Source organism: Pseudomonas fluorescens, assembly GCF_902497995.1.
Taxonomy (GTDB): Bacteria; Pseudomonadota; Gammaproteobacteria; order Pseudomonadales; family Pseudomonadaceae; genus Aquipseudomonas; species Aquipseudomonas fluorescens_BK.
In genome coordinates, this window is sequence record NZ_CABVII010000003.1 from 271,977 (window position 1) to 288,432 (window position 16,456).

The 16,456-nt window shown below is 60.6% G+C and carries 14 protein-coding genes; 7 read left to right on the forward strand and 7 right to left on the reverse strand.

Annotation, left to right across the window (positions count from 1 at the left end):
* The first annotated feature begins 109 nt into the window (after nt 1-109).
* The 3 genes from F8N80_RS05175 (at nt 110) to ampC (ending at nt 4,315) form a co-directional block, all read left to right on the forward strand.
* Nucleotides 110-1,456: an MFS transporter gene (locus F8N80_RS05175; RefSeq protein ID WP_150783356.1), complete on the forward strand. Its 1,347-nt coding sequence runs from the start codon at nt 110-112 to the stop codon at nt 1,454-1,456.
* A 21-nt stretch (nt 1,457-1,477) separates the two neighbouring features.
* Nucleotides 1,478-2,821 (forward strand): glucarate dehydratase, encoded by a 1,344-nt coding sequence (gene gudD, locus F8N80_RS05180; RefSeq protein ID WP_150783357.1) that lies wholly within the window; start codon nt 1,478-1,480, stop codon nt 2,819-2,821.
* Between the two features lie 339 nt (nt 2,822-3,160).
* Nucleotides 3,161-4,315, forward strand: a complete 1,155-nt coding sequence (gene ampC / locus F8N80_RS05190) for a class C beta-lactamase (RefSeq protein ID WP_224790637.1) — start codon at nt 3,161-3,163, stop codon at nt 4,313-4,315.
* A 78-nt stretch (nt 4,316-4,393) separates the two neighbouring features.
* Here ampC and F8N80_RS05195 read toward each other — a convergent pair whose 3' ends face one another.
* A complete protein-coding gene (locus F8N80_RS05195; RefSeq protein WP_150783359.1) occupies nt 4,394-4,753 on the reverse strand; it encodes a DUF6124 family protein in 360 nt (119 codons plus the stop codon).
* Nucleotides 4,754-5,272: 519 nt separating this feature from the next.
* Nucleotides 5,273-5,824, reverse strand: a complete 552-nt coding sequence (locus F8N80_RS05200) for a DUF4174 domain-containing protein (protein WP_150783360.1) — start codon at nt 5,822-5,824, stop codon at nt 5,273-5,275.
* Nucleotides 5,825-6,004: 180 nt separating this feature from the next.
* Here F8N80_RS05200 and F8N80_RS05205 point away from each other — a divergent pair, with 180 nt between their 5' ends.
* Complete coding sequence (locus tag F8N80_RS05205; protein ID WP_150747984.1) at nt 6,005-6,373, forward strand: VOC family protein; 369 nt, start codon at nt 6,005-6,007, stop codon at nt 6,371-6,373.
* A gap of 19 nt (nt 6,374-6,392) precedes the next feature.
* Here the strand turns inward: F8N80_RS05205 and F8N80_RS05210 are convergent, their stop codons facing one another.
* Nucleotides 6,393-7,178 carry a sulfite exporter TauE/SafE family protein gene (locus tag F8N80_RS05210; protein WP_064676642.1) on the reverse strand — a complete coding sequence of 262 codons (786 nt, stop codon included), beginning with the start codon at nt 7,176-7,178 and terminating at the stop codon, nt 6,393-6,395.
* A gap of 240 nt (nt 7,179-7,418) precedes the next feature.
* Entirely contained in the window at nt 7,419-8,168 is a 750-nt protein-coding gene (locus tag F8N80_RS05220) for a hypothetical protein (RefSeq protein WP_150747983.1), read from the reverse strand.
* Between the two features lie 356 nt (nt 8,169-8,524).
* Here F8N80_RS05220 and F8N80_RS05225 point away from each other — a divergent pair, with 356 nt between their 5' ends.
* Together F8N80_RS05225 and F8N80_RS05230 are read left to right on the forward strand one after the other, a co-directional pair.
* Nucleotides 8,525-9,346 (forward strand): aldo/keto reductase, encoded by an 822-nt coding sequence (locus F8N80_RS05225; RefSeq protein ID WP_150783361.1) that lies wholly within the window; start codon nt 8,525-8,527, stop codon nt 9,344-9,346.
* 30 nt (nt 9,347-9,376) lie between these two features.
* On the forward strand, nt 9,377-9,826 hold the full coding sequence (locus F8N80_RS05230; RefSeq protein WP_150747980.1) for a DUF1810 domain-containing protein: 450 nt from the start codon (nt 9,377-9,379) through the stop codon (nt 9,824-9,826).
* Here F8N80_RS05230 and F8N80_RS05235 read toward each other — a convergent pair.
* On the reverse strand, nt 9,812-12,172 hold the full coding sequence (locus tag F8N80_RS05235) for a DNA polymerase II (protein ID WP_191632858.1): 2,361 nt from the start codon (nt 12,170-12,172) through the stop codon (nt 9,812-9,814). The genes F8N80_RS05230 and F8N80_RS05235 overlap by 15 nt on opposite strands.
* 146 nt (nt 12,173-12,318) lie before the next feature.
* Here F8N80_RS05235 and F8N80_RS05240 point away from each other — a divergent pair, with 146 nt between their 5' ends.
* Nucleotides 12,319-13,659, forward strand: a complete 1,341-nt coding sequence (locus F8N80_RS05240; protein WP_150783363.1) for a substrate-binding domain-containing protein — start codon at nt 12,319-12,321, stop codon at nt 13,657-13,659.
* A 133-nt stretch (nt 13,660-13,792) separates the two neighbouring features.
* On the opposite strand, the gene F8N80_RS05245 is transcribed toward F8N80_RS05240, so the two are convergent.
* Both F8N80_RS05245 and F8N80_RS05250 read right to left on the reverse strand, forming a co-directional pair.
* Nucleotides 13,793-14,311, reverse strand: a complete 519-nt coding sequence (locus F8N80_RS05245) for an ankyrin repeat domain-containing protein (protein WP_150783364.1) — start codon at nt 14,309-14,311, stop codon at nt 13,793-13,795.
* A gap of 111 nt (nt 14,312-14,422) precedes the next feature.
* On the reverse strand, nt 14,423-16,258 hold the full coding sequence (locus F8N80_RS05250; protein WP_150783365.1) for a long-chain-acyl-CoA synthetase: 1,836 nt from the start codon (nt 16,256-16,258) through the stop codon (nt 14,423-14,425).
* Between the last annotated feature and the right edge of the window lie 198 nt (nt 16,259-16,456).

Below are 16,456 nucleotides of genomic sequence, written 5' to 3' on the forward strand. Positions count from 1 at the left end.
TAATCGAGTTTTTGCGCTTGCAGGATAAAAAAATCTATTTGTATGATGTCTATCAACACAGCAACACCCAGTCACACCCCGCATAAAAATAATCAGTGGGAGAAAACAAATGAGTACATCCATACCCGGGATGCACGACGGCGCCGATTCGGTCCTGAAGTCCGCCATCTCAAAAGTGAAACGGCACGTGCTGCCGCTGTTCGTGATCATGTTCATCGTCAATTACATTGACCGCGTGAACATCGGCTTCGTCCGCGCCCACATGGAACATGACCTGGGGATCGGTGCTGCCGCCTATGGCCTGGGTGCCGGTCTGTTCTTCATCGGTTACGCGTTGTTCGAAGTGCCCTCCAACATCCTCCTGCAAAAAGTCGGCGCGCGAATCTGGCTGACCCGCATCATGCTGACCTGGGGCATCGTGGCTACCTGCATGGCCTTCATCCAGAACGAAACCCACTTCTACATCCTGCGATTCCTGCTGGGGGTGGCTGAAGCGGGGTTCTTTCCCGGGGTGATCTACTACTTCACGCGCTGGTTGCCCGGTGTCGAGCGCGGCAAGGCCATTGCGATCTTCCTCAGCGGTTCCGCGATCGCTTCGCTGATCTCCGGCCCGCTGTCCGGGTTGCTCCTGCAGATCAACGGTTTGGGCCTGCACGGCTGGCAATGGATGTACTTCATCGAAGGCATGTTTTCGGTCTGCCTGTGCGTGTTCGTGTGGTTCTGGCTCGATTCCAGACCCCACGATGCCAAATGGCTGACCCGCCCCGAGCAGGACGCGCTGGTCAAGGCCATCGACGACGAACAACTGGCCCGCGAAGCGGCGACGCCGATCAAGCCATCCCTGGGCAAGCTGCTCAAGGATCGCCAGATCATCCTGTTCTGCCTGATCTACTTCTTCATCCAGCTGACCATCTATGCCGCGACCTTCTGGCTGCCGAGCATCATCAAGAAGATGGGCGACCTCAGCGACATTCAGGTCGGGCTGTTCAACTCGATCCCCTGGTTGCTGTCGATCGTCGGCATGTACGCCTTCGCTTCGCTGTCGGCCAAATGGAAACATCAGCAAGCCTGGGTGGCTGCCGCCCTGCTGGTCGCTGCGGCCGGGATGTTCATGTCCACCACCGGCGGGCCGATCTTCGCTTTCGTTGCGATCTGCTTTGCTGCGCTGGGTTTCAAATCGGCTTCGTCGCTGTTCTGGCCGATTCCCCAGGCGTACCTGGATGCACGCATCGCTGCGGGCGTCATCGCGCTGATCAACTCGGTGGGCAACCTCGGTGGTTTCGTGGCACCGACCACGTTCGGCCTGCTGGAAGAACACACCGGGTCGATTCAGGGCGGACTCTACGGTTTAGCCGCCACATCGATCATCGCCGCGATCATCGTCTTTGCCGCACGTAATACACCCAAATCCGCACCTGCCGTCGCAGTGGGCACACCCGCTTCCAACCACGCCTGAATCCTGGTTAAGGACAAGACAATGAACGCACAAGACAGCGCCAAAGCCCCGATCATCACCAGCATGCAGGTGGTTCCAGTGGCCGGGCACGATGGCATGTTGCTCAACCTGAGTGGCGCCCACGGGCCGTTTTTCACCCGCAACATCGTCATTCTCAAGGACAACGCCGGCCACACCGGCGTCGGTGAAGTGCCGGGGGGCGAGCGCATTCGCCAGACCCTCGAAGACGCGCGCAGCCTGGTGGTTGGCAGCCCGATCGGTACGTATCAGAAAATCCTCAATCAGGTGCGCCAGACCTTCGCCGACCGTGATGCCGGCGGCCGGGGCCTGCAGACGTTCGACCTGCGCATCACCATTCACGCGGTCACCGGCCTGGAAGCAGCGCTGCTGGATCTATTGGGTCAGCATCTGGACGTGCCGGTCGCGGCCCTGCTCGGCGAAGGCCAGCAGCGCGACGAAGTGAAGATGCTCGGCTATCTGTTTTATGTCGGTGATCGCCACCAGACCGACCTCGCCTACCGCAGCGAACCGGATGCCGACAACGACTGGTTCCGCGTGCGCCACGAGCCCGCCATGAGCGCCGATTCCGTGGTGCGCCTGGCCGAAGCCGCCCACGCCCGCTATGGCTTCAAGGACTTCAAGCTCAAGGGCGGCGTGCTCAGCGGCGATGCAGAAATCGAAGCGGTGACCGCCCTGGCGGAACGCTTCCCCGATGCGCGCATCACTCTCGATCCGAACGGCGCCTGGTCGCTGAAAGAAGCGATCCGTCTGTGCCGGGATCAGCATCACGTCCTCGCCTATGCCGAAGACCCTTGTGGCGCAGAAAATGGTTATTCGGGCCGCGAAGTCATGGCCGAATTCCGCCGCGCCACCGGCCTGAAAACCGCCACCAACATGATCGCCACCGACTGGCGGGAAATGGGCCATGCGATCCAGCTGCAATCGGTGGACATCCCCTTGGCCGACCCGCATTTCTGGACCATGCAAGGCTCGGTTCGCGTGGCGCAGATGTGCCATGAGTGGGGCCTGACCTGGGGCTCGCACTCCAACAACCATTTCGATATTTCCCTGGCGATGTTCACCCATGTTGCCGCGGCCGCGCCGGGTGAGATTACCGCGATCGACACCCACTGGATCTGGCAGGACGGCCAGCGCCTGACGAAGGCCCCGCTGCAAATCGTCGACGGTTGCGTGCAGGTGCCGAAGAAACCGGGGCTGGGGGTTGAGCTGGATATGGATCAACTGGCCAAGGCCCATGAGCTGTACAAAGGCATGGGGCTGGGCGCGCGGGATGACAGCGTGGCGATGCAGTTTTTGATTCCGGGCTGGACGTTCGATAACAAGCGGCCGAGCCTGGTGCGCTAACGATCCAAAAACACCACAAGCCCTGTGAGCGGGCTTGCTCGCGAAAGCGGAGTGTCAGTCGACATCATCGGTGAATGTCAGGCCGCATTCGCGAGCAAGCCCGCTCCCACAGGATCCGGATTCACGCCAGTTCATCTTGGGCCGCTTGTAACAGCCAATCCTTGAACACGGCCGGATCATGCCCAATCCCCATTTTTCTAATCACTCGCCCGAATCATGCTCGGTTGCCGACCCTGGCCACTCTACATAAACTGGGCCCACCCATCTGTGGCTCGAATTCAAAAGCCGCTCGCAGAGAAGCGGTTAACATCATTGAAACTCATGGAAAGCGTCTCAGTCATGCTTAAAAAAAATCTGCACAAGCTCACGTCCTACAGTGCTTTCGTACTTTTCCTCGGCGCCGGTCACTGCATGGCTGACAACCGCATCGAATCCATCGTGAACACCGCCATCGAACCGGTGATGCAGCAACAACAGATCCCCGGTGTCGCAGTCGCGATCACCGCCAACGGCCAGGCGCATTACTTTAACTACGGCGTGGCCTCGAAGGAAAACGGCAAAGCCGTCACCGAAGACACCCTGTTCGAGATCGGTTCGGTGAGTAAAACCTTCACTGCCACCCTCGCCGCCTACGCCCAGGCGACAGGCAAACTGTCCCTGTCAGACAAGGCCAGCAACGTTCTGCCAGCGCTGCGCGGCAGTGCGCTCGATCACATCAGCGTATTACAACTCGGCACCTACACCGCCGGTGGACTGCCGCTGCAATTCCCCGACGAGGCCGATGCGCCGGACAAGATGCTCGGCTATTTCAAACAATGGAAACCGACCTACACCGCCGGTAGCCATCGGCAGTATTCGAACCCGAGCCTGGGGCTGTTTGGCTATCTTGCGGCCAAAAGCCTGGGCGCGCCGTTTGATGAGGTGATGGAAAAAACCCTGCTGCCGAAACTCGGGCTGAAGAACACCTACCTCAAGGTACCGCTGGATCAGATGGGGCTTTATGCCCAGGGGTATGACAAGGAAGACAAACCGGTGCGGGTCGGGCCGGGGGCGCTGGATTCGGAGGCGTATGGGGTGAAAACCAGCGCGGCGGATCTGCTTCGCTATGTTCAGGTGAACATGAAACCGGCAGGGCTTGAAGCGCCGCTGCAACGGGCAATCGCCACCACGCACACGGGTTATTACAAAGTCGGTGACATGACCCAGGGATTGGGCTGGGAACTTTACAGCTACCCGGTCACGCTCGATCAGTTGCTCGACGGCAACTCGACGCAGATGGCGATGGAAGCTCACAGCGTCCAGTTGCTGAATCCGCTGCAACCTCAACCGGACGCTGTGCTGGTCAATAAAACCGGCTCAACGGGTGGCTTCGGTGCCTATGTCGCGTATGTGCCCTCGAAGGATATCGGCATCGTGATTCTGGCCAACAAGAACTATCCGAACGCGGAGCGGGTGAAAGTGGCGCATAGGGTATTGAGCGCACTGAGCAAGTAGCTCAAAACCCCGACCTGTAGCAGTCATCAAAATGGGCGACCCCTTGAGGTCGCCCATTTTCATTGGTGCGCCTGTTGACTAAACAGCCGCCGCGCCTTCGGGTGGATCGATATTGTCCAGTGCCCGATTCACCAATAACTCGCCCACGACAGCCAATTGCTGAATCGACAGCGCCACGTTGCGGTTGGAGCTTTCCAGTTTGCAAGCCAGGTCCGTGACGAGGACGTTCAGCGACGCGAGGGTTTCGCAGGCGTGGCACAGCAGTGTTGCAGTATCGACGCCGGGGACGATGGTGAAGATGTGGCTGACCGGGTCGGCGTGATTGGGGTTACGCAGGCGAGCGCTGATGGCGGGTTCGGTGATGTTGGAAAGTGGGACGGGGTCGACGGGATCGGAATCGGACGGAATTTCTAAGGTATTTGGTTTGTCTGTCTTCATTGAATGAAACTTCTCTTTAAGTTCTAGGGGACTACCCAACTCACTTCCACATGAGGGTGGCAGCTGTACGCAGGTGTGGAAGACCAGGAAAAGAGAAAAACCCGGTGCACTTGAAAGTGCCCCGCGCACAGCCGCCATAAGCCGGCAATGTTGACATAAAAAATGCCGACATGCGTTTCATGGACGCTGCTTTCTCTTTCTTGAAGCTCGGACTTCCACATCCGGCCGCTGATTTTGCAGCGGCTGGAGAAGGTTATCGCCACGGCCCCCAGAGCACCAGTTCATGGAATGCGCCAGGGTTTGCAGGAAATTTCCGACGCAATTGAAGGCCCTTGCCCTGCCTCATTTTCATGGGCATACACTGCAACTACTTTTATTGTTAGCCGTTGTGATGTGACCGAAACCGTTGTAACTAAACGGCATCGGATCAATCCGTAATCGGGAATGACTAACACGCCGCTTTCGCGAGCAGGCTCGCTCCCACAGGGAATTCATTTGCCATAAAGTTTCTGCGCGGATTCAATCGTCCGGCATTTCTGGCGGCTTGGCGGGTTTGGCCGGTTTGCTCGGTTTTGTCGCCTTGGCGCCCTTGGCCGGGGCGGGTTCGGTCACCGGTGGCGGTGGCGTCGGCACCGTTGCCTCTTTCTCTGTCGCCGGCAATTCATCGATGGTTTTGAAAATCGCCTGCAGGTCGACCGCATCCGACTGTTCCAGTTTCTTTTCGCCGTCCTTGCCGACCAGAATCACCTTGGTCTTCGCGCCGGCGCCCAATTTGAGCGAACGGATCAATGCCGCCGTTTCTTGTGGCCCCAGGTCTTTGCCCTCGCGCTGGCCCATCAGATTGAGCACGGTATACAGGACCATGTTGCGATCGTCGAAACCCTTGCGGTTGGCCGGCTCATCCAGTGCCTTTTTCAAGCTGACCCACGCGGGATCGACCGTACTCGGAGCGATGACGATCAACGGCCGGGCCCTGCCCTTGTCCATGTCCAGCGGTGAGTCGCCATCGGCGGCGAACAAGGTACCGGCGAAAGCCAGCAGGGTAGCCAGGGTCAATGACCTGATGAGCATGCGCATCTCCTTTTGATATCCACGCTCTAATGATTGCGCATCGCGGCGTTCGTTCCGGGGACGCTTCGCAATTATGTTTCGCCCTGCCCCAAGCTTAGGTCAGGGCAGTCATTGCGCAACAGGCTGGACTAATCTCATGGTTCAGTACTCGACACCTGAAACGCCGCGAGGGCCCCTGCCATGAGCGCTCAGCTGAACCACACCATCGTCTGGTGCCGCGACAAGCAGACGTCGGCCAACTACCTGGCAGACATCCTCGGCCTGCCCGCCCCTGAACCCTTCGGGCCGATGCTGGTCGTTAAACTCGACAACGGCGTGTCGCTGGATTTCTACAACAACGACCCGCCGATCGCTTCTCAGCACTATGCGTTTTTGCTCGGTGACGAGGAGTTCGATGCGGCCTTCGCCCGTCTGCAAGGGCGAAAGCAACCCTGGTGGGCTGATCCCGGCAAGCAGCGACCGGACGAGATCAATGATCATGGCGGTGGCCGGCGGGTTTACTTCGATGACCCGGACGGGCACCTGCTGGAGATTTTCACCCGCGAGTGAATGAAGCCTGCGGCGAACATCAGAACGCCAGTTTGTAGCCGATCAGCGCCAGCATCGTCGCCAGGCAAGGACGCAACATTTCGTCGGAGATGCGGCCAGTCAGGTGACTGCCCAGGTAAATGCCTGGCAGCGAACCGACCAGCAAGTAGCCCAGTACGTGCCAATCCATGTTGCCCATACTCGCGTGACCGAGGCCGGCGACCAGGGTCAGGGGTACGGCGTGGGCGATTTCCGTGCCTACCAGGCGGCGGGTTGGCAGCATGGGATAAAGAATGAACAGGGCTACGGTTCCCAGGGCGCCGGCACCGATGGAGGTCAGGGCGACCATGGTGCCGAGCACCAGGCCAGTCAGCACGGTCAGCCCGTTCAGGCGCGGGCCACTGGGGTTGTAGTTGCCGCCGGCGCGTTTGTGGGCGAAATCGAGCAAGCGCTTCTTGAAGAAAATCGCCAGCGCGGTGGCAAACAGGACAAAGCCCAAGGCCTGTTTGATCACGGCGTTCATGGCATCGGGGGATGTCTGCAGGGTGCTCAGGAACCACAGCGTCATCAGCACCGCCGGCACACTGCCGAGGGTCAGCCAGCCGGTGATTGACCAATCGATGTTGTTGTTCTTTTTATGAACCAGAACGCCGCTGGATTTGGTAATGGCGGCGTACAGGAGATCCGTGCCCACCGCCGTCGCCGGATTGACCCCGAACCACAGCAGGATCGGCGTCATCAATGAGCCGCCGCCCACGCCGGTCATGCCGACGATGAAACCCACCACTAAACCTGCGACCACCAACCCGAAGTTAACGAATTCCATTAACACGCCCACAAAAATCGCATGAATAAACTGGCCCGCAGCATAGCGATTTTTCTTATAACCAGTTATATCGATGAGGTCTATCGTTATGCCGATGTGCGCTGACATCCCTGTAGGAGCGAAGCTTGCTCGCGAAGAACGATAACGCGGAGCAACAGATACACCGCGGCGCCTGGTTCGCCGGCAAGCCTGGCTCCTACAGGTCATGGGGGGGGTTGAGCTATCGGTGCAAGCAGCCACTCACTGTACGGGCAGGAAATTGAGGAACAGCAGGCTCTGGGCGTAATTCAGGCCGATCCGCCGGTAGCGCTCGTCGAGCATCTGGGTCAACAGGTCCAGGCGCGCGACGATCTTGCCGAATTCCACGGCAAAACTCAGGTTGCTGCCCTCCTCCGAGATCTCGTTGGAAAACAGCAAGGGCTCGCCCTGCTTGTTCTGCCGCTGACTGAGGATCCAGGTGGCTTTCTCGATGTTGCGCGCGGCGTTGTTGACGAAGGTCGGGTTGATCGCATCGGTCATGTAGAACTCGAGACGATTGCCGTGGGCGGTCACCAGCATGCTGCCGATGGCATAGATGAAGGCACCGACCCGGTCGCCGAGGAATTCAGGGCTCATGGCGAAGCTCAGTGCCGCCAGGTCTTTTTTGCCGCCCAGGGTCGGTAGCGGCTGTTGCATTTCGATGGCCATGCGCACTTGCTGCCCGGCGGTGCGGGCGTCGAGGAAGCCGGACTTTTTCAACTCCTCGGGGTTGCGCAGGTAGAGCTTGCTCATGAGCAGGTAGAGGCTGTCGAGGTTGTCGCGCATCGCCAGGGTGGCCATGCGGTCGACGCTGGTCTGGAGGAATTCCTGGGGTTTGCCTTCGCGGAACTGGTCGATGATGTCGCCGCCCTGTTGCTGGCTGCATCCGGAGAAGCAGAGCATCGACACACAGGCCAGCAGCAGGCTGTTCCGGCGGATGTGCAGCGTGATGAGGGGTAACACTGGAACCATGGGTGCTTGGACTTGGACATGGGCTTGCGGTGGGGATCGCCGCAGGCTGGCCATGGATAGAGCCGGGAATCCGGAAAAAGTGCAGTACCGATGGTCCGTAAACGCTGTTCGATGGACAGGTGAATCAAAAGATCGCAGCCTGCGGCAGCTCGCGCCGTACGCCTACAGGGGCGCGTCTTTCTGGCAGCACGCGTTATCGTTCACGTCCTTCGTCGGAACGCCGCCCGAAGCAAGGGCAGCGTACACCGCGATATGCCGGATAAACTGGCTGCGATCTTTTGATTTTTTGACGGAACCACCGCGCTGTTGTGCTGCCAACCGAAGAGTACCCATCGATCGAAAAAAAGGAGATGTGCATGCGCACCCTCGATCTGGCAGGCGTCAACGTACCGGTCATCGGCCAAGGCACCTGGCGCATGGGGGAGGATCCTTCGCGGCGCAGCCAGGAGGTGGCGGCGTTGCGCCAGGGCATCGAGTTGGGCATGACCCTGATCGACACCGCTGAAATGTACGGCGAAGGCGGTGCCGAGCAAGTGGTGGGCGAAGCCATCACGGGCAGGCGCGACCAGGTGTTTCTGGTCAGCAAGGTGTACCCGCACAACGCCAGCCGCAACGGCATCCCCCAGGCGTGCGAGCGCAGTCTGCAACGGCTGGGCACCGACTACATTGATCTGTACCTGCTGCACTGGCGCGGCCAGTATCCCCTGGAGGAAACCGTCGAGGCCTTCGAACGCCTGCGCGAGGCCGGCAAGATCGGTCGCTGGGGCGTGTCCAATTGCGACCTGGATGATCTGCACGAGCTGGCCGCGCCGGCCTGCGCCACTAATCAAGTGCTCTACAATCTGGAAGAGCGCGGCATAGAATTCGATCTGCTGCCCTGGTGCCAGCAGCATCGCCTGCCCGTCATGGCCTACTGTCCAATCGGCCAGGGTGGGGAGATGCTGGCCCACCCGGCGCTCATGCACGTTGCCGCCCGTCACGACGCGACGCCGGCCCAAATCGCGCTGGCATGGATTCTGCGCCAGGACGGTGTGATCGCCATCCCCAAGGCGGTCAGCCCCGAACATGTGCAACTGAATGCACAAGCCGCGCAACTGCGGCTTGAAGCGGGGGACCTGGAGGCGCTGGACCACGCGTTTCACGCGCCGCAACGAAAGCAGCGATTGGCCATGGTCTGAGCCGTCGCGGTTGTGTCAGAGGGTTTGCGCATGAGAAGCACCGATCCACTCGACAGGTTCGACCTGCAACGCTTCATTCAGGCGCAGAACCCGGTGTTCGAACGGGTTCAGGATGAGCTGATGGCTGGCCGCAAGCGCAGTCACTGGATGTGGTTCATCTTTCCGCAATTCACGGGACTTGGCGACAGTGAGATGTCCCGTCATTTCGCGATTCGATCCGCAGCGGAAGCGTTGGCCTACCTCGAGCACCCGGTGTTGAGCGCTCGACTGCGTAACTGCACGCAATGGGTCATGGACATCGAGCAGCGCCCGATTGCGGCGATTTTCGGCCATCCCGACGACCTCAAGTTTCACTCCTCGATGACCCTGTTCGCCCAGGTCGATACCGAAGACGATCTGTTCAGCCGGGCACTGGATCGGTATTTCCACGGCATTCCTGATGAGTGGACGTTAACGCTGCTGGACTCAAAACAGGCCTAATTGCCCGCCAATCAAGGTCGAGAAGTCGTCGTCGACGAAGGGCAGGATCGCATCCGCCACCGGTTGCAATTGCCGGGTGACGTAGTGGTCGTAATCGATGGGTGCGCTGCGGATCTCCAGCGGCTCGGGCCCGGCGACGCTGATCACGTAGCTGATCCAGCCCCCGTTCTGGTACTGCCGCGGCCGGCCCTGACGGTCGTTATAGTCGTCGGCGATACGCGCCGCGCGGACATGGGGCGGCACGTTGCGTTGGTAGTCGTCGAGGGTGCGACGCAGGCGCTTGCGGTAGATCAGCCGGTCATCGAACTCACCGGCCAGGGTCTTGCGCACGTAGTCGCGCACGTAATCCTGATACGGCTGGCGATTGAAGATGCGCAGGTACAGCTCCTGCTGGAATTGCCGGGCCAGCGGCGACCAGTCGGTGCGCACGGTTTCCAGGCCCTTGTAGACCATTTCGTCGCTGCCGTCGGCGCGGGTCACCAGCCCGGCATAACGCTTCTTGCTGCCCTCCTCGGCGCCGCGAATGGTCGGCATCAGAAAGCGTTTGTAGTGGGTTTCGAACTGCAACTCCAGGGCACTTTCCAGCCCGAATTGCTGCCGCACATGTTCGCGCCACCACTGGTTGACGTGGTCCACCAGGGCGTGGCCGATCTGCGCCGCTTCCTGCTGACCGTGGGCGCGGCGCAGCCAGACGAAGGTCGAGTCGGTGTCGCCGTAGATCACCGTGTGGCCCTGGGCTTCGATCAGCTTTCGGGTGCGCAGCATGATTTCGTGGCCGCGCAGGGTGATGGACGACGCCAGGCGCGTATCGAAGAAGCGGCAACCACTGGAACCGAGCACGCCGTAGAAGGCGTTCATGATGATCTTCAAGGCCTGGGACAGCGGCGCGTTGTGTTCGCGCTTGGCGGTTTCCCGGCCTTCGGCGACGCGGGCGACGATCGCTGGCAGGCAATGCCGGGTTCTGGAAAAACGGGCGCCGCGAAAGCCCGGCACCGACTCGCTGTCGGCGGGATGCTTGAGGCCCTCGATCAGGCCCACCGGGTCGATGAGGAAGGTACGGATGATCGACGGATACAGGCTTTTATAGTCCAGCACCAGCACCGACTCGTACAACCCCGGTTGCGAATCCATGACGAAACCGCCGGGACTGGCCTGCGCAGGCTTGGTCCCAAGGTTCGGCGCGACGAACCCCTGGCGATGCATCAGCGGCATGTACAGGTGGGTGAACGCCGCCACGGAGCCACCGCTGCGATCCGCCGGCAAACCGGTGACGCTGGCCCGTTCCAACAGGAAGGTCAGCAGTTCGGTCCTGGCGAAGATCCGCGTCACCAGTTCGCAGTCCTTGAGGTTGTACGTGGCCAGGGCCGGTTTGTCCTCGGCGAACATGCGGTTGATTTCGTCCATGCGCTGATACGGCGTGCTGATCGCCTTGCCTTCGCCGAGCAGGGTTTGCGCGACGTTTTCCAGGCTGAATGACGCAAAGTTCCAGGTCGCCGAGCGCAGGGATTCGATGCCATCGATGATCAATCGCCCGGCGGCCGAGGCGAAGTAATGGTTGCGGCTGCCGTGTTCGCGCCACTGCATTTCCTCGCCGCCACGCCCCAGTTTCAATGGCACCGCCAGGCGCCGGGCGTGCTCGTGCAGCACGCGCAGGTCGAACTGCACGAGGTTCCAGCCGATGATCGCGTCGGGATCATGGCGGGCGAACCATTCGTTGAGTTTTTTCAGCAGCAGGGTTCGCGAGTCACAGTATTCGAGCTGGAAATCCACCTCGCGGTCGCCGCCGTGGGGCGGGCCTAACATATAGACCTGACGCTCGCCACAGCCTTCCAGGGCGATGGAATACAACTCGCCGCGGGCGGTGGTTTCGATGTCCAGGGACACCAGCCTGAGCCTGGGTCGGTAGTCCGGGTCGGGTTTCATCTGCGCGTCGAGCAGCAGGCCCTCGGCATTGGGCGTGCCGCCAAAGACCACCGGCGCCGTGATGAACCGCTCCATCATGTAGCGCTCCGGCGGGCGCACGTCGGCTTCGAACACATCGACGCCGGCCTTGCGCAACGCGGTTTCCAGGCGCATCAGCTGCCCATGCTGCCGGCAATACAGACCGAGCACCGGGCGATGCTCGAAATCCTGCAAGGCCAGGGGTCGCAGTTCGACGTTTTTTTCGCCGCGCAACAGCGCCTCGGCCTGCTCGCGCTGGGCCGCCGGGATGAACGCCACCGAGGGTTGATACGGCAGGCGGATACGCTGGGGACCGGTATCGGTCGCCAGCCAGAACTCGACTTCCGTACCGGCCGGTGTGTCGCGCCAATGCCGGGTCAGGACGAAGCCCCGCTGTAAATCCACCACTGCAACCTCAATTCTGCTTCAAGCGGCAATTCTACGCGTCATTGATGGGGCACGGCGCAGGTTGCGATTTTTTGATCTGTCATCTTTCGGACACCTCACTGACTTATTCTCCCGGCACTTTCCTTGTCTTGTAGGGTGCCGGCATGACGCTGCGCGTGTTGTTCCTGTGGGTGCTCTGCGCGAGCCTGCCGCTGGCGGCGTCGGCCGGTGATCTGCCGATACCCGACCAGGGTTCGGTGCTGCGCATCCAGGGTTCCAATACGATCGGCGCAGCACTGGGCCCGGCACTGGTCGAAGGCTTGATGCGCGAGCAGGGTTTGCACAAGGTTCACCGCGAAGTCCCGAACAAAACCAACGAACTGCGTGTGGTCGGCGAAACCGTTCAGGGGCGTCGGGTGGCGGTGGACATCGCGGCTCACGGCTCCCGCACCGGCTTCACCGCCCTGAAAACCGCCACCGCCGATCTCGCCGCGTCCTCGCGCCCGATCAAGGACAGCGAACGGATGGCCCTGCAATCCCTGGGCGATCTGAAACAACCCGGCGCCGAGCAGGTGATCGCCATCGATGGCCTGGCGATCATCCTTCATCCGCAAAACCCGTTGAATCAACTCGACACCGAACAACTGGCGCGGATTTTCAGCGGCGAGGCAAGCACCTGGGAAGCACTCGGCGGCAGCGGTGGGCCGATTCATCTTTATGCGCGGGATGACCAATCGGGCACTTATGACACGTTCAAGGAACTGGTCCTCGCCGGTCGTGGGAAAATTCTGAGCAGCACCGCGAAACGTTTCGAATCCAGTGAGCAGCTGTCCGACGCTGTGAGTCTGGATCCGCAAGGCATCGGCTTCATCGGCCTGCCGTACGTGCGCCAGGCCAAAGCCGTGGCCATTGCCGACGGCCAATCCCAGGCCATGCTCCCGCTCGACAGCCTGATCGCCACGGAAGACTACCCACTGTCCCGTCGACTGTTTTTTTATCGGCCTCCCACCGGGAACAATCCCTGGGCCGAAGCGTTGGTCGCCTTCGCCCAAGGCAGCCAGGGTCAGGCCATCGTCGCCGCCAATGGTTTTATCGCCCAGACCGTCCAGGCCATGGCCGTCACGCCGAATGCGCTGATGCCCGAGGGTTATCAGGCGCTCAGCCGCCATGCCCAGCGGCTGTCGGTCAACTTCCGTTTCGAAGAAGGCAGTGCGACCCTGGATAACAAGGCCCGGCAGGACCTCTCAAGGGTGCTCGACTACATCAAGCAGCACGACAAGACCCGTCGCCAGGTGACGCTGGTGGGGTTTGGCGACGCCAAGAGTGATCCGGCGCGGGCGGATCTGCTGTCGAAACTACGCGCCATGGCAGTGCGCCGGGAGCTGGTGAAAGGCGGTGTGGTGTTGCGCGAGATCCGCGGCTTTGGCGCCGAGATGCCGGTGGCGGCCAATAGCGCGGACGAGGGGCGGATCAAGAACCGGCGGGTTGAGGTGTGGGTGTATTGAGGCGTTGGTTGATCTAGAAATATCCTTTGCGTCAGTGGACTCCTGCGGCGAAGGGGCAGGCCCCAATGCCAGCCAGATTCCGCGTCTTCACTCCCCTCACTAAGGCGTTTGGCTTGCCTGAGGACGTTGCCGATCAGCCGAGCAGTTTCTCAAGTTGCGCCGTGGTATCCACCGCGCCCATGGTCTTGGCCGCATCCAGCGCAGTGATGCCATTGGCGTCCCTGGCCTTCGGATCGGCGCCCTTGCCGATCAGGTAGTCGACGATTTCGACGCGATTGAACATCGCCGCCATCATCAGCGCCGTACGACCGTCGAAGGACGAACCTTCAACCTGCGCACCGCCTTCGACCAACGCCTTGACCACCGCCAGGTCACCCTTGAACGCAGCGCCGGCAATCGGGCTCTGGCCGTTGTCGTTGCGGATTTCCGGGTCGGCCTTGTGCTCGAGCAAAACTTTTACCGTCTCCACATGGCCGTGGTAAGCGGCCAGCATCAACAAGGTATCGCCCTTGTGGTTGCGCAGGTTCGGCGGCAGGCCCTTGGTCAGCAGCGCAGCCATCATGGCCGCATCGCCCTCGCGCGCCTTGTTGAATACCTGTTCGGCAAATTCAGCGGCTTCTTCGGGGCTCATCTGGCGGCTTTGGTCTGACATCGGGGACTCCACTTTCGGTTATTCGCAAAGCCGACAGTTTCCCGATGAGTCCTGAAACTGTCACTTGTTTTTTCTCATGGGCGGCCATAGCCACATTCAATAAAAGCCACATTAATAACGGTACTTGCCGCCATGAATGTCCGCAAGCAACTGCTCGGAGACCTGCACGTAAGTCCGGGTGCCGGGCAGCCAGGCGTAAATCGGGTCATTGCCGGTCTTGGCGGGGTCGAAGGCTTCGTCCTTGAGCCGGGTCTTCTGGTATTTGAAGGTCCCGGTGGTCTGCATTTTCACTTTGACCCGCAGGAACAAGGGCACGGCATAGGCCGGCATTCGCTCCCGGGCGAAGGCCAGCAGCTCGCTGAAATCCAGGGTCGCCAGGGATTCGGCGGGGGTGATCGCGGCCATTCCGGCGCGACCGTTGGTGTTGCTGATTTCCACGCCATAGGCCACGGCTTCGCCAATGTTCGGGTGCTGCAGGAGGATGTTCTCGACCTCGGTGGTCGAGACGTTTTCGCCCTTCCAGCGATAGGTGTCACCCAGACGATCGACGAACTGCGCGTGACCGAAACCGATGTTGCGCAGCAGGTCGCCAGTGTTGAAGTAACGGTCGCCTTGCTCGAATACATCGTGGAGCACGACCTTTTCGGTCTTCTGCGGATCGGTGTAGCCATCCAGTGGCGCCTTGTCGTCGATCTTCGCCAGCAACAGGCCCTGCTCGCCTTTGGCAACCTTGCGCATGAAGCCCTTGGCGTTGCGTGTCGGCAAGCCACTGTCGTGGTCGTATGCCGCCAGCGCCCATGACATCAGGGAAAAACCCACGGTGTTGTCGAAGTTCAGAACGTTGGTGAAGCCGATGTTGCCGTCACTGGCGGCGTACAGCTCGCAGATATGGTTGACGCCGAATCGCGTCTTGAATTCGCGCCACGCGCCGGGACGCAGGCCATTGCCGATCATCTTCGTCACGCGGTGCTTGTTGTCGTCGGTAGCGGGCGGTTGATCCACCAGGTAACGGCACAGTTCGCCGACGTAGCCGAGGGTGGTCGCGCGGTACTTGCGCACATCGTTCCAGAACTGGCTGGCGCTGAACTTGCGGCGGATGGCAAAACCAGAGCCGCCACTGATCGCCGAACCCCAGCACACGCACAGCCCGGTGGCGTGATAGAGCGGCAAGGTGCAATAGACGACATCCTCCGGGCGCATATCCAACGCGATCATCCCGAAGCTGGCGGAACTGCGCATCCAGCGGCCATGCTTGAACACGCCGGCCTTGGGCAATCCGGTGGTGCCTGAGGTGTAGATGTAGAAACAAGGGTCGTCGAGAAAAACCTGCTGGCTGCTGGCGGGGTTGTCACGGCAAGCGTCCATGCTGGCCGCCATCAGGTTGATGAAGCCGTCGGGCGCAATACCCGGATGAGCATGGGTGTCTTGATCGGCGACGAACCAGGTATGCGCAGGCTCGATCGACACCCGTTCGCGTACTGCCGAAAAAGCCAGTTCCAGCTCTTCCCCGACGATAATTGCAGCCGGCGTCACCAGGTTCAGGCTATGGGCGAGGGTCTCGCGGATTTGCGAGGTATTGAGCAAGGCGCTGATCGCACCGACCTTGGCCACTGCCAGAATCGTCACCAGCAATTCCGGGCGGTTCTCGATGAACACCGCCACCACATCGCCCTTGCGGATGCCTTGGGCAATCAGGTGATGGGCAATGCGATTCGCCCATTGGTTGACCTGCGCATAAGTCAGCGCCACCTCGCCCTGCAGCAATGCCGGGCCATCGGGATTGCGCAAGGTTGCCTGCTCGAAGCTCCAGCCCAGGCCGCAGGGTTGGGTCGGGTCCTTGACGTTCGCCGCTTTCATGCCTTTGACCACCCGAGGGATGGCTTTGGCAATGGAAGGCAACTTGCGGAGCATCATGCCCCAGGTAATCGTGTCGTGCGGCGTGCCCATGGAGGCTCCCGTTCGATGTTTTTTATTGTCGGGCGGCGTTTGATTGAGGCCGAAAATACGTCAGCGCTTCCTGGGCTGTACACGCGGTTTTTGAAATGTTTTGTATCCACGTTCCGCTGCAGTCGAAATCGCGAGCCTCAGCCTGGCGATTGGTGCCATTGAAACAGCGACGACCACGCAAAATGCAGGATGCACGAT

Bases quoted from the DNA above. Each gene is read 5' to 3' on its own strand.
- F8N80_RS05175 (WP_150783356.1), top strand. From the start codon at position 110: ATGAGTACATCCATACCCGGGATGCACGACGGCGCCGATTCGGTCCTG.
- gudD (WP_150783357.1), top strand. From the start codon at position 1,478: ATGAACGCACAAGACAGCGCCAAAGCCCCGATCATCACCAGCATGCAG.
- ampC (WP_224790637.1), top strand. From the start codon at position 3,161: ATGCTTAAAAAAAATCTGCACAAGCTCACGTCCTACAGTGCTTTCGTA.
- F8N80_RS05195 (WP_150783359.1), bottom strand. From the start codon at position 4,753: ATGAAGACAGACAAACCAAATACCTTAGAAATTCCGTCCGATTCCGAT.
- F8N80_RS05200 (WP_150783360.1), bottom strand. From the start codon at position 5,824: ATGCTCATCAGGTCATTGACCCTGGCTACCCTGCTGGCTTTCGCCGGT.
- F8N80_RS05205 (WP_150747984.1), top strand. From the start codon at position 6,005: ATGAGCGCTCAGCTGAACCACACCATCGTCTGGTGCCGCGACAAGCAG.
- F8N80_RS05210 (WP_064676642.1), bottom strand. From the start codon at position 7,178: ATGGAATTCGTTAACTTCGGGTTGGTGGTCGCAGGTTTAGTGGTGGGT.
- F8N80_RS05220 (WP_150747983.1), bottom strand. From the start codon at position 8,168: ATGGTTCCAGTGTTACCCCTCATCACGCTGCACATCCGCCGGAACAGC.
- F8N80_RS05225 (WP_150783361.1), top strand. From the start codon at position 8,525: ATGCGCACCCTCGATCTGGCAGGCGTCAACGTACCGGTCATCGGCCAA.
- F8N80_RS05230 (WP_150747980.1), top strand. From the start codon at position 9,377: ATGAGAAGCACCGATCCACTCGACAGGTTCGACCTGCAACGCTTCATT.
- F8N80_RS05240 (WP_150783363.1), top strand. From the start codon at position 12,319: ATGACGCTGCGCGTGTTGTTCCTGTGGGTGCTCTGCGCGAGCCTGCCG.
- F8N80_RS05245 (WP_150783364.1), bottom strand. From the start codon at position 14,311: ATGTCAGACCAAAGCCGCCAGATGAGCCCCGAAGAAGCCGCTGAATTT.
- F8N80_RS05250 (WP_150783365.1), bottom strand. From the start codon at position 16,258: ATGGGCACGCCGCACGACACGATTACCTGGGGCATGATGCTCCGCAAG.